General features: G+C 68.1%; 12 protein-coding genes and 1 riboswitch. Of the genes, 8 read left to right on the forward strand and 4 right to left on the reverse strand.

The window, feature by feature from the left end:
* Window positions 1-262: 262 nt before the first annotated feature.
* The 7 genes from AC4HOU_RS23140 to AC4HOU_RS23170 all read left to right on the forward strand — a co-directional run bounded on the left by AC4HOU_RS23140 (window position 263) and on the right by AC4HOU_RS23170 (window position 6,322).
* On the forward strand, window positions 263-1,555 hold the full coding sequence (locus AC4HOU_RS23140) for an acyl-CoA dehydrogenase family protein (protein ID WP_490725252.1): 1,293 nt from the start codon (window positions 263-265) through the stop codon (window positions 1,553-1,555).
* A gap of 108 nt (window positions 1,556-1,663) precedes the next feature.
* A complete protein-coding gene (locus AC4HOU_RS23145; protein ID WP_490725254.1) occupies window positions 1,664-2,797 on the forward strand; it encodes an acyl-CoA dehydrogenase family protein in 1,134 nt (377 codons plus the stop codon).
* Window positions 2,798-2,885: 88 nt separating this feature from the next.
* Window positions 2,886-3,419: a DM13 domain-containing protein gene (locus tag AC4HOU_RS23150; protein WP_194992689.1), complete on the forward strand. Its 534-nt coding sequence runs from the start codon at window positions 2,886-2,888 to the stop codon at window positions 3,417-3,419.
* A 127-nt stretch (window positions 3,420-3,546) separates the two neighbouring features.
* Window positions 3,547-3,672: a hypothetical protein gene (locus AC4HOU_RS23155; protein ID WP_490725256.1), complete on the forward strand. Its 126-nt coding sequence runs from the start codon at window positions 3,547-3,549 to the stop codon at window positions 3,670-3,672.
* A 69-nt stretch (window positions 3,673-3,741) separates the two neighbouring features.
* Window positions 3,742-4,290, forward strand: coding sequence for an HNH endonuclease (locus tag AC4HOU_RS23160; protein WP_490725258.1), 549 nt, complete (start codon window positions 3,742-3,744; stop codon window positions 4,288-4,290).
* Between the two features lie 28 nt (window positions 4,291-4,318).
* Window positions 4,319-4,567 carry a WhiB family transcriptional regulator gene (locus AC4HOU_RS23165; RefSeq protein WP_163812220.1) on the forward strand — a complete coding sequence of 83 codons (249 nt, stop codon included), beginning with the start codon at window positions 4,319-4,321 and terminating at the stop codon, window positions 4,565-4,567.
* 84 nt (window positions 4,568-4,651) lie between these two features.
* Entirely contained in the window at window positions 4,652-6,322 is a 1,671-nt protein-coding gene (locus AC4HOU_RS23170; RefSeq protein WP_490725260.1) for a VWA domain-containing protein, read from the forward strand.
* Window positions 6,323-6,469: 147 nt separating this feature from the next.
* Here the strand turns inward: AC4HOU_RS23170 and AC4HOU_RS23175 are convergent, their stop codons facing one another.
* A complete protein-coding gene (locus AC4HOU_RS23175) occupies window positions 6,470-7,327 on the reverse strand; it encodes a Vgb family protein (protein ID WP_490725262.1) in 858 nt (285 codons plus the stop codon).
* A gap of 124 nt (window positions 7,328-7,451) precedes the next feature.
* On the opposite strand from AC4HOU_RS23175, the gene AC4HOU_RS23180 reads away from it, so the two are divergent.
* A complete protein-coding gene (locus AC4HOU_RS23180) occupies window positions 7,452-8,039 on the forward strand; it encodes a TetR/AcrR family transcriptional regulator (RefSeq protein ID WP_490725263.1) in 588 nt (195 codons plus the stop codon).
* Between the two features lie 137 nt (window positions 8,040-8,176).
* On the opposite strand, the gene gcvP is transcribed toward AC4HOU_RS23180, so the two are convergent.
* The 3 genes from gcvP to AC4HOU_RS23195 form a co-directional block, all read right to left on the reverse strand.
* A complete protein-coding gene (gene gcvP / locus AC4HOU_RS23185; protein WP_490725296.1) occupies window positions 8,177-10,927 on the reverse strand; it encodes an aminomethyl-transferring glycine dehydrogenase in 2,751 nt (916 codons plus the stop codon).
* Between the two features lie 215 nt (window positions 10,928-11,142).
* Window positions 11,143-11,239: riboswitch (glycine riboswitch) on the reverse strand.
* Window positions 11,240-11,551: 312 nt separating this feature from the next.
* Window positions 11,552-12,109, reverse strand: coding sequence for a MerR family transcriptional regulator (locus tag AC4HOU_RS23190; RefSeq protein ID WP_014350797.1), 558 nt, complete (start codon window positions 12,107-12,109; stop codon window positions 11,552-11,554).
* Between the two features lie 229 nt (window positions 12,110-12,338).
* Window positions 12,339-12,812, reverse strand: a complete 474-nt coding sequence (locus tag AC4HOU_RS23195) for a bifunctional nuclease family protein (RefSeq protein ID WP_163812228.1) — start codon at window positions 12,810-12,812, stop codon at window positions 12,339-12,341.
* Window positions 12,813-12,958: the final 146 nt, after the last annotated feature.

A 12,958-nucleotide genomic window follows, 5' to 3' on the forward strand; every position in this document is an offset into this window, starting at 1 on the left:
CTTGTCGAGAAACGAGTAGGAAAAGTCGCAGCCATGTTACCCGTCGGTAGTGCTACGACCGTGCGTCGGGGTCAACACCGGCACCGGCCGGTATGTTCCGCCGCCACCCGACCCTACCGGGCGTTTTACCACTCGCCGACGAGGAGCCGGTGCTCCCGGCGACCCTTGCCGCGGTATGCGGCGGTGGATAGTGTGCTCTACGGAACACCCGCGATCCACGGCGATCCGCCGCGGCAGCGCAGATGCCGACGAAAGGCCGACCATGGCTTGGGATTTCGAGACCGATCCGGAGTACCAGGCGAAACTGGACTGGGCCGCGGAGTTCGTCCGCACCGAAGTCGAGCCACTGGACCTGCTCTACCCGAACCCTTACGACCGCGCCGACACCGAGGCGATGGCGTTGATGCGCCCGTTGAAGGAGAAGGTGAAGCAGCAGGGGCTGTGGGCCTGCCACCTCGACCCTGAGCTGGGCGGTCCAGGGTTCGGCCAGATGAAGCTCGCACTTCTCAACGAGGTGCTCGGCACCTCGGTCTGGGCGCCGTCGGTGTTCGGATGCCAGGCCCCCGATTCCGGCAACGCGGAGATCCTCGCCCACTACGGCACCGAGGAGCAGAAGAGGCAGTACCTCGAACCGCTGCTGGCGGGCGAGATCGGCTCCTGTTACGTGATGACCGAACCCACCGGCGGTTCTGATCCCACGTTGTTCAAGACCCGCGCGGTACGCGACGGCGACCACTGGGTGATCAACGGCGAGAAGTGGTTCAACTCCAACGCCCAATTCGCCGCGTTCCACATCGTCATGGTGGTGACGAACCCGGATGTCAGCCCGTACCAGGGCATGTCGATGTTCATCGTGCCCGCGGACACACCCGGCCTCGAGATCGTCAAGAACTTCCACGTGCACGGGTTCAGCGAGCACGAGGGTCACCTGCGGTTCACCGATGTCCGCGTACCCGCCGATCATCTGCTCGGTGCCGAGGGACAGGGTTTCATCGTGGCACAGACCAGGCTCGGCGGCGGGCGGGTGCATCACGCGATGCGCACAGTCGCCTTGGTGCGCAAGGCCTTCGACATGATGTGCGAACGCGCGGTCTCGCGTCCGATGCGCCAGGGCCGCCCGCTGGGCAGCTTGCAGATGACCCAGGAACGGATCGCCGACAGCTGGATCGAGATGGAGCAGTTTCGGCTGCTGGTGCTGCGCACCGCTTGGCGCATCGATAAGGAGCAGGACTATCTGAAGGTGCGCAAGGACATCGCCGCGATCAAGGTGGCGATGCCGAGGGTGATGCACGATATCGCCCAGCGCGCGCTGCATCTGCACGGCGCGATCGGCGTCAGCCAGGATCTGCCGTTCGTCGACATGATGAACTACGCCGAGGTGATGGGCCTGGCCGACGGTCCGACCGAGGTGCACAAGATCACCCTCGCCAAAGAGGTGCTGAAGAACTACGCGCCCGGCGACCCGGTGTATCCATCGGGGTACCGGCCGGCGCTGCGTGAGCAGGCCCGCGAGCACATCGCCCAGCGGCTGGAACACATCGTCGGCAATCTCTGACCCGCCGGCGCCATCGCGCCTGGTCGGCAGGGGTTTCGCCCCGGGCGCGCGACCTGCCCGGACACCGGGCGATCGAACCAGGTGCGACGCACGCTCGTAGCTTCGTCCATGACTGTCACCACAGACCTCCTCGAAACCACCGACTGGATCGCCCGAGCCCGCGAGATCGGCGAAACACTGCGCCCCGGCGTCGCCGAACGCGACCGCAGCGGCCTGCTGGCCACCGAGGCGTTCGATCGACTACGCGCCGCCGGTCTCACCGCGGCGCTGGTCCCGGGCGAATTCGGTGGCGGCGGCGCCGGCCACCGCGAGATGGGCGCGATCCTGCGCGAGCTCGGCCGCCACGATCCCTCGACCGCCGTCGCGTTCGCGATGCATTCGCATCTGGTGGCCGCGCAGGTGTGGCGGCACAAGCACGGGATGGACGCGAGCGCGGTGTTCGGCAAGGTGGTGTCGGGTGCGATCCTGGTGAGCACCGGGGCCTCGGACTGGGTGGGTTCCAATGGCGGCGCCGAGCGCGTCGACGGTGGTTACCTGGTCAGCGCACGGAAGGCCCCCGCCAGCGGCTGCGAGGTCGGCACGATCGCGGTGACCAGTATCCGCTGGGACAGCGCGCCCGACGGACCGCAGGTGCTGCACTGCGCGATCCCGATGAACGCGCCCGGTGTGCGGATCGAACAGACCTGGGACACCCTCGGGCTACGGGCCAGCGGCTCGCACACCCTCGTCTTCGACGAGGTGTTCGTCCCGGACGCCGCCGTGGCGATGATCCGGCCCGCCGACACCTGGCCGCCGATCCTCGACACCGTGATCGGCGCCGCGATGCCGCTGGTCATGTCGGCCTATCTCGGCATCGCCGACGCCGCCGTCGAGCTGACGGTCGCGCAGGTTTCCGGCCGGGCCGACCCGCACACGCTGCAACTGGCCGGGGAGATGATGAACGCCCACACCACCGCCGAGGACCTCATCGAGGCGATGTTCACCGCATCGCAGAACCTGGGATTCGCCGCCACCGATCAGTACGCGGCCCGGATCCTCAGCCGTAAGACGGTGGCCGCGACCGCCTTGATCGACACGGTGCGCCTGGCCATCGAGACCGTCGGCGGGGTCGGCTACTCGCGCACCTGCGAGCTGGAGATGTACTACCGCGACATCCACGGCTGCCTGTTCCATCCGCTGCCCCGCGCCAAGCAGACCCGGTTCACCGGGCGCGTGCTGCTCGGGCACGGCCCGATGGGATGACACCCGATTCGGGCGGGTCCCCCCGCCCCGGTGGAGTTGAATGGTGGCAGAGCCCGTCCTCGCAGCGGAGCGGACAGACACCGAGGAGATGGCCGTGAAACGACTCGCCCGTTCGCCACTGACCTGGATGCTGACGCTGATCGTGGTCACCGGCATCGGCATCGGGCTCGCGTATTTCCAGCCCTGGCGGTTGTTCACCGACACCACGGTCGACGAAGCGGCTCCGACCGTCAGCGTGCCGGTCACCCCCGGTGCGCCGCCCGCCGAGCCCCGGGTGCTCGCCCGCGGCGCACTCATCTCCCATGAGCACGACACCTCAGGGACCGTGGTCGTGCTCGGCCTGCCCGATGGCAGCCGGGTACTGCGGCTGGAGAATCTGGACACCTCCGACGGCCCCGACCTGCACGTGTGGCTGTCGGACGCGCCGGTGCTGTCCGGTCGAGACGGGTGGGGCGTCTTCGACGACGGCGCCTACCGCGACCTGGGCAAATTGCGTGGCAACAAGGGCAATCAGAACTACCCCCTCCCGGCCGAGGTCGATCTGGCCCAGCTGACCAGCGTGTCCATCTGGTGCGACCGGTTCAACGTCTCCTTCGGCGCGGCACTGCTGCAACAGGCGTGAGGTACGGCCGCCGCGCGTGACCGGGCGGCCGAAAAATGGCCCGACAACACCACATCCGGTGTGCCACCATGATCTCCACGCCGATCGACCGCATCCGGCGGTGATCGACGAGAACTCAGGAGAGGAGGTGGCTTTGTACTCGACGCAGAAACCCGTGCGACTGTGCGCTCCGGTCGTACTCGCCCAGCCGCGGCTCATGCCCGGCATCGCGAGCGCGGAACTCGAGTCCGGCCGCCTCCAGGACGGCCGCTGACCCCGAGCCCCTGCTCCCCTCTTCGCTGTTCGACCTTCCTTCTCGCTCTGCCGAAACATGGTGATTCCCATGCCGATACGCCATGCCACCACCGTGGTGGCCCCGTCTGCCGACAACTGGATACACACCCCGGTGCTGGTGCTCAACGCCAGCTACGAGGCGATCGACGAGATCACCGCCGACCGCGCGGTGGTGCTGTTGCTCAGCGGCGCCGCCGAGTCGATCGCCGAGCGGGAGCCGCGTTTCCCGATTCGCTCCAATCATGTGGAAATCGTTCTGCCCGAAACGATTCGGCTGTTGCGCTACGTCTACCTCGACCATGTGACCCAGGTGCGCGACGAGAGCCGGGCCACCCTGGCCGGTGTCCTGCGCCGCGACAAGCACCGCTGCGGGTACTGCGCGGGGTGGGCGCGCACCGTCGACCACATCCGTCCGCGCAGCCGGGGTGGGCCCAACTCCTGGGCCAACCTCATCGCCTGCTGCGCGCCGTGCAACACCAGCAAGGCCGACCGCACCCCGGAGGAGGCGGGAATGCGGCTGCTGTGGGAGCCGAAGGCACCCGATCCGCTGGCCAAGCGGCAGCGCCACATCTGGAAGCAGCTCGCCGCCACCACCTGACGAGATCCGCAGAAAGGAGAGGATCGCCATGACCGTCACCACCTTGACCGACCTGCTCCCGCTGTCGGACAGCCGGGAGTGGCACCGCGCCGCCTGCCGTGGTGACCCCAACCATGAGGCGTGGTTCCCGTATCCGTCGCAGGATTTCGCCTACGCCCGCGAGGTCTGCGGGGGCTGCCCGATCCGCCTGGCCTGCGGCGATTTCGCCGAGCGCACCGGACAGTCCGGTGTGTGGGGTGGGCACGAATTCGATCGCGGGCGGGTGATCCGCGAATGATCCGGAGCTGTGGCCCGTCGTCGTCCACCGGCGGCGGGCCACAGCCCGGGTGTGGCGGCCCACACACGCATACACTCGTGCCCCGTGGGTACACATCGCAGCCATTCCAGGTCACGGGGCATCAGCAAAGGTCCGGTTATCGCCGTGGTGGCTGTGCTGTTACTCGTCGGCGCGGTGTTCGGCTGGTTCCAGTTACGCGACCGCTCGAGCAGCGACAGCAGTGCGGCGGCCGCGGAATGCGTGGAGGGCGATACCGTCCTCAATGTGACCGTGGACCCGTCGCTCGAGGCGCCGGTACGCGCGATCGCCGATCGGTACAACGCCACCGAGCCGATCGTCGGCGATCACTGTGTAACGGTGGCGGTGCAGGGCAGGCCGGCCTCGGCGGTGGTCGCGACGTTCACCGCGAACGCCCCGTGGGATCCCGCGCTCGGCCCGCAGCCCGCGCTGTGGATCCCCGAGTCGATGCGCCAGATCGAATCGGTGCGGGTGCCCGGGCTCATTCAGGGCACGCCCGCGTCTGTAGCCGTCAGTCCGATCGCCTTGGCGGTCCCCGGTGAACTCGGCGCGGCCTTGCAGCGTGCGGGCATCACCTGGGCGGATCTGCCTCGCCTGCAACGCAGCTCACTCGACGAGCTGCAATTGCCGTGGGGTGGGCTCGCAATGGCGATGCCGCCTGGTGATGCCACGCTGGCCGCCGCGACGGCCGTCGCCTCCGGGGTGTCGGGGGCGGAGCCGCTCACCGAGGAGGCCGCACGGTCGGGTCAGGTGGTCGCGGCCGTGTCCGCTCTGGCCACCAGCGCACCGGAGGTTGCCGACACCCGCACCGCGCTCGGCGCGCTCACCTCCGCTCCACCGGCGGCCGCCGCCCTGCACGCGGTCGCCGCTACCGAGCAGCAAATCAACGCGCACGGCGGGCTCACCGCCTTCGTTCCCGCCGGCGCCGCGCCCGTCGCCGACTATCCGGCGGCGTTGATGACCGGTCATTGGGTCGACACCACCCAGAACATGGCCGCGGGCGTCTTCGCCGACTATCTGCGCGCTCCGCAGCAGGCGGCCGTGTTCGCCGCCGCGGGGTTCGGCCCCGCGCCCGCCGCCACCGCTGCGGTACCCACGCGTGCCGCGCTGGACAAGATCGGTGCCACACTCGCCGATCCGGTGCTCGGCGTCTCGGCGACCGTGCTGCTCGATGTGTCCGCGTCGATGGCGGGCAGCGATGGATCCTCCACTCGGCTCACCAATACCCTCGGCGCATTGCGCTCCACCATGAACGTCATGCCGCCCGACTTCGGCCTCGGTGTCTGGACTTTCGGCAAGAACCTGGACGGGAACACGCCTTATCGAGTGCAGGCGGCGACCGCACCGCTGGCCGCCGAACACCGCACCGAGGTCACCCGATCGCTGAACGCCATCCGGCCCTCCGATCTTCGGGCCGATCAGTGCTATCCCGCGCTGCTGGCCGCGTACCGTGCCGCCGTCTCCGGATACACCACCGGCCGCACCAATTCGGTGCTGCTGATCACCGATGGCCCGGAAGACGATTCGGCACTCACCGGCGCGCAGCTACTCGCCGATCTCACAGCCGCAGGCGATCCGGCCACCCCGGTGCGGGTGGATGTGATCGTCATCGGCGGCGAGGGCACCGACACCCTGCGTACGGTCACCGAGCGCACCGGCGGAACTTACACCCGCGTCCCGACGTCCAATGACATCAGCTTCGGCACGGCGATGGTGCAGGCTCTCACGACGACGTAGCGGTTCACCCTCCGGTGCCCGCCTCGGCCCGACCGATCCCGATCGACACCGGAACACCGCCCGCTGCGAACATACGGCCGTCACTGCCGCGCAGGTCGGTTCGCAGCGGCGGCATGCCCGGACCTTGCCAACGTCCGGGTTCGCTCGTCATTTCGAAAGGCCGATCGGCAGCCGCGCCAAACCGCCCGATTCCATTGCCACCGTGATGATTCCGTCCGGTCCGGAGACCAGCCCATGCGGTTCGGCGCCAGGCAGGTCCACGCTGCTGATCTTGCCGTCCGTGGTGATCCGGCCCAGCCGGCCCGAGCCCCATTCGGTGAACCACAGCGCCTGATCGGGGCCGGTGGTGATGGCGTGTGGACGCGCGGCTCGATCGGCCAGGGCGAACTCCTCGATGGCGCCGTCGGTGCTGATGCGGCCGATCTGACCCGCGCCGATTTCCACGAACCACAGCGCGTGGTCGGGGCCTGCCGTGATGCCGACCGGGTTCGCCGCCTCGGTGGGCAGCGGGTAGACGGTGATCTCGCCCGCGGTGGTGCAGCGGCCGATCGCGTTGGCCTGATTGAGAGTGAACCACAGTGCCCCATCAGGTCCCGCGACGATCATCGACGGCATGCCCTGCACCGGAAAGCGGGCGATCTCGCCGTCGGCGCCGAGTCTGGCGATATGTCCGGATTGCAGTTCGGTGAACCACAGCGCCTTGTCCGGGCCGACGCACAGACCGTACGGCGCGTCGGCGTCGATGCTGGTCCGTTCGCCGTCGGCGGTGATCCGCCCGATCCGATTGCCGCGGAATTCGGTGAACCACATCGCCGCGTCCGGGCCTTCGATGATGATGGTCGGCTGCCCGTCGGCGGGATCGAGGCCGAAGGTGTCGACCACGCCGTCGCGGTAGCGGCCGATGGCACCGGTTGTCGCCATGGAGAACCAGATCGTGCCGTCGGAGGCGATCGTGACCCCGTAGGGCGCGCCGGGTACGTCGATCGTCTGGATAGTGTCGGTCAAACTTGCGGGTTCCCTTCTCGATCGTCCTCGTCACGCCTGTCCGTAGCCGCCGTGCCGATTCCAATCACAACTTGTGTAGCCTTAAGCTAGTGGAATTGAGACACTAACGCAATAGGAGTTGTCTTTGGAGGTCAAGAAGCGGCCGGGCGGGCGCAGTGCACGTGTCCGCGATGCCGTGCGCGCGGCGACCATCGCCGAACTGGCCGAGCACGGCTATCCAGGCCTGACCATGGAGAACGTCGCCAAACGGTCCGGCGTGCACAAAACCACCGTCTACCGGCGCTGGACCAACCCGGAAGGGCTCATCGCCGATGCGCTCGACCTCGCCGCCACCGAACCGTGGCCGATCCCGGACACCGGCAGCATCGAGGGCGATCTGCGCGCCATCGTCGAACTGGTACGCACCGGCTTCGCCGACCCGCAGGCGGGCCCGATCTCCACCGCGTTCATTACCGCTGCCATGCAGAACCCTTCGGCGGCAACAGCGCTGAACGCCTTCTTCACCGCACGTCATCAACAGTCCGCGCGGGTGATCGAGCGCGCTGTCGGCCGCGGCGAACTGCCTGCGACCGTCGATGCGCACGCGGTGATCCGGTTCGCTGTCGCCCCGATCTACTACCGGCTGTTCGTCTCACACGAACCGGTCACCGTCGCCGATAGCGAAGCCGCCGCGCGTGCCGCCATCGCTGCTGCCCGCGCCGGCGCGCTCTGAGACCACCGGGCCGTACGTTCTCCGGTCGGGGGCGCTTCCCGGCTCTGCGTCGCAGCCCTGATCTCGACAATGTGGGTGCACCACAACAGGATTCCCGCGTCGCCACGGCATGACCCGTGGCGGCGGTCGCGCATTCGTCAGTCGGTGTAGGCGTCCAGCGGCGGGCAGGAGCACACCAGATTGCGGTCGCCGAAGGCGCCATCGATACGGCGCACCGGCGGCCATACCTTGGCGCGGGCGTGGCCGAGACCGCGCGGATACACCGCGATTTCACGACTGTAGGGGTGCTCCCACTCCCCGACCAGGCTCGCGGCGGTATGCGGCGCACCGCGCAGCGGGTTGTCGGTGACCGGCCAGACACCGGCGCCGACCTGATCGATCTCACGACGGATGGAGATCATCGCCTCGATGAAATCGTCGAGCTCCGCGAGATCTTCACTCTCGGTGGGCTCGACCATCAGGGTGCCCGCCACCGGGAAGCTCATCGTCGGCGCGTGGAAACCGTAGTCGGCCAACCGCTTTGCCACATCATCGACGGTGACGCCGGTCTGCTTGGTGATCTCGCGCAGATCGAGAATGCACTCGTGGGCGACCATGCCGTTCTCGCCGGTGTAGAGCACCGGGAAGTAGTCGTTCAACCGGCGGGCGATGTAGTTGGCCGACGCGATCGCCGACAACGTCGCCCGGCGCAGGCCGTCGGCGCCCATCATCCGGATGTAGGCCCAGGTGATGGGCAGAATCGAGGCCGAACCGTATTTCGCCGCCGACACCGCGTGCGAACCGGGCTCCAGCGGATCGCCGGGCAGATACTGCGCCAGATGCGAACGCACCGCCACCGGTCCGACGCCCGGACCGCCGCCGCCGTGCGGGATGCAGAAGGTCTTGTGCAGATTCAGATGGCTGACGTCGCCGCCGAACCGGCCCGGCCGCGCCAGGCCCACCAGCGCGTTCAGGTTCGCACCGTCGATGTAGACCTGCCCGCCCGCCTCGTGCACCAGCGCGCACAGTTCGGCGACCTCGTGCTCGTACACGCCGTGCGTCGACGGATAGGTGATCATGATGCAGGCCAGCCGGTCGGCGTGATCGGCGATCTTGGCGCGCAGATCGTCCAGGTCGACGTCGCCGTTGTCGCGGCAGGCCACCACCTCGACCCGCAGCCCCGCCATGGCCGCCGACGCCGCGTTCGTGCCGTGCGCGCTGGACGGGATCAGGCAGGTGTCACGGTGAGTGTCGCCGCGATCGAGGTGATAGCGGCGAATCGCCAGCAGACCCGCGTACTCGCCCTGGCTGCCCGCGTTGGGTTGCAGGCTCACCGAGTCGTAGCCGGTGATCGACGACAGCCAGCCCTCCAGATCGGCGATCAGCCGCAGCAGGCCGGGGGCGTCCTCGACCGGCGCGTACGGATGCACCCGCGCGAATCCGGGCCAGGTGATCGCCTCCATCTCGGCGGTCGCGTTCAGCTTCATGGTGCAGGAACCGAGCGGAATCATGCTGCGGTCCAAGGCGATGTCTTTGTCGGCGAGCCGGCGCAGATAGCGCAGCATCGCGGTTTCGGTGCGGTAGCTGGTGAACGCGGGATGAGTCAGGAACTCCGAGGTGCGGTTCTCGATCGACACCGGCTCGCCACCCGGCTGCTCCGAAGGCAGTGCGGTACCGAAGGATTCGAGCACCGCAGCCACGTGGGCCTCGGTGGTCGCCTCGTCGCAGGCGATGCCGACATGATCGGCATCCACCAGCCGCAGGTTGATGCCACGCGACTTCGCCTTGCCCACAACGGCTTCCGCACCGCCGGGCACATGCGCGAGCACGGTGTCGAAGAACCGCTCGTGCACCACGGCGCCGTCGAGACCGACGGCGATCGCGGCCGCATGTCCGTGCACACGTCGCGCGATCGCGCGCAGGCCGTCCGCACCGTGATAGCTGGCGTACATGGCGGCGACGATGGCCAGCAGCACCTGGGCGGTACAGATATTGGAGGTGGCCTTCTCCCGCCGGATGTGCTGCTCGCGCGTCTGCAGGGCCAGCCGGTAGGCGGGCGCGCCATCGGCGTCGACCGACACACCCACCAGCCGGCCGGGCAGCTGCCTGGCGTGCTTGGTGTGCACCGACAGATAGCCGGCGTGCGGGCCGCCGAAGCCCATCGGGACGCCGAAACGCTGGGTGGTGCCGAAGCAGGCATCGGCGCCCTGCTCGCCCGGCGGCGTGATCAAGGTCAGTGCCAGCAGATCCGCTCCGACGGCGACCAGTGCGCCCCGCTCGTGTGCGGCCTCGATGATCGGCGCCATGTCCACGATCCGGCCCGAGGCGCCGGGAACCTGGGTGAGCACCCCGAAGAATTCACCGTCGGGCAGCTGTCCGGAGGCCAGGTCGGCTTCCACGATCTCGATGCCCAGCGGCTCGGCGCGGGTGTAGAGGATGGTGCGGGTCTGCGGGAACAGGTCGGCGTCGATGAGCAGGCGCGGGGAGGCCGACTTGTTGGCGCGGCGCAGCAACGTCATCGCCTCGGCGGCGGCGGTGGCCTCGTCCAGCATGGACGCGTTGGCGACCTCCATGCCGGTCAGGTCCGAAACCATGGTCTGGAAGTTGAGCAGGGCCTCGAGCCTGCCCTGGCTGATCTCGGGCTGATAGGGGGTGTAGGCGGTGTACCAGGCCGGGTTCTCCAGCAGATTGCGCACCAGCACCGGCGGCGTCAGCGTGTCGTAGTAGCCGAGCCCGATCATCGAGGTCGCCACCGTGTTGGACTGCGCGAGCGCGGCCAGCTCGGCCAGCACTTCGTGCTCACTGGCGGCCGGCGGCAGCCCGGACAGGGCGGAGCCATCGAGGATCCCGGCGGGAATCGCGGCGGCGGCCAGATCATCGAGCGAATCGACGCCGACGACGGGCAACATCCGGTCGAGTTCGGCGCTGTCGGGTCCGATGTGGCGGTCGGCGAAGGTGCGTCTCACGGCTAACTCCCAGGTCGGGCGGGTCGACCCAGTGGTCGACGGGTTCCAGCCCTCCCCCTCTGTCGTGGCGCCTGAGAGATTCGGTGGCGACGACCGGACGGCCGTGCCCCCTTTCCCCATGGGCGGGCAGCCCGCAGCCACCGCTTTCCAGAGGCGCCGAAGCCCGTACGGTCCCTGTTGCCTGAGAGATTGACGGGGAGGTGCTGCTCCTTCGGCGCCCGGACTCGAGGCCCGGAACTCTCCCGCACGGCGGCGACGCCCTGTCATTTTAGGCCGCAGCTGCAGAACAGCCGGTTTTCGGCCCCCCGGATGGCTCGGGTGTCGGCGGCCGCGACTCGCGCCTGCGGCACGCACGCTGCGGCCACCGAAACCCGAACCGGGCAGAAACCACGCGGTCTACCTGGCGGTTTCCGGTCACGAAGAGAGCTGCGGCCATAGCAGGGCACACGCGAGTGTGATCTTGATGTGTGCTCGAGAACACGGTGGTCCCGGCGCATCCCCGGCGTCGGGACCATCGTTTCGGCACAGTCGGCGGCCCGACCGTGCGCGGGTGTGACCGGACGGGAACTAGCCCGTCTTACGGTTCATCCGTGCTTTTCGGCGGTAGGCGAGCTCGTCTTCGGGTCGGTCGCTGGCCGCGGTGGCGCGTTCGGCCGGGAAGTTGGCGATCGCGCCGGTCAACTCACGCATGGCACCGCTGACGGCGATACCGAAGACGCCCTGCCCGCCCTGCAGTAAATCGACGACCTCCTCGGGTGAGGTGCACTCGTAGACCGAGGTGCCGTCGGAGAACAGGGTGATGCCCGCCAGATCCTGTACGCCGCGGCTGCGCAGGTGGTCGACCGCGATGCGGATGTTCTGCAGCGAGATGCCCGCGTCCAATAGTCGCTTGACGATCTTGAGGACCAGGATGTCCTTGAACGAGTACAGCCGCTGACTCCCCGAGCCGGCCGCCCCGCGGATCGACGGGACGACCAGACCCGTGCGCGCCCAGTAATCGAGCTGCCGGTAGGTGATACCGGCCACCTGGCATGCGCTCGGCACGCGGTAGCCCACCAGGTCGTCGGGCACCGAGTCGTCCGGGAACAGTCCTGGCTGTACCTCGTCCTGGTAATGCTCTGCCACTGACCACTCCCTTGTTCCGCCGACGCGTTCTCAGCCTCATCGATGACCCGGCTCCGTCACGGCCCACGAATCGAGCACCGGTACCCCGGCGCGATCCTGCCGAAACGGACGTGGCCCAACTATCGAGATTACTCTTCTCGATTGTCTCGGGAGCGGTCTCGTCCGACCAAACGCGACGCGCGGTAAGAGTCTCGACCTGTACTTAAGGTCTAAAAAATAGTTTTCGCGCTCAGCTGTCGGTGGCCTTGAAATCGTCGGGCGAGACCGACTCGAGGAACTCCTTGAACTTCTCCACCTCGTCCTCGCGCTCGTCCGGCATCACCAGACCCGCCTCGTCGAGCACCGCTTCCTCGGCAAAGATCGGGCAGCCCACGCGCAAGGCGATCGCCACCGAATCCGACGGACGTGCGGAGATGCGCAGATCGTTGTCGAAGACCAGATCCGCGTAGAAGGTGCCCTCCTGCAGATCGACGATCCTGACCTCTTTCAAGGTGTGCCCGAGATCGGTGATCAAGATCTTGATCAGGTCGTGGGTGAGCGGGCGGATAGGGGTGACGCCCTCCTGCTCCAGCACGATGGCGGTCGCCTCCGCCTGCCCGATCCAGATCGGCAGATACCGGTCACCGGATGCCTCCCGGAGCAACAGCACGGGCTGGTTCTGTGGCTGCTCGACACGGATGCCGATCACGCGCATTTCGCTCATCGCACTGCCTCCCAATACTCGCCGACAGCCCGCCGTGTCCCTACCCGAGCTCGCCGTAACACGAGTCTAAGCGAATTCCCGACGGTGCCGCGATGGCTGAGTTCACGGCGTTGCGCGGTCGTCGAGCACCGCTGCGGACCCTCTCG

The organism is Nocardia sp. JCM 38205, assembly GCF_058222935.1.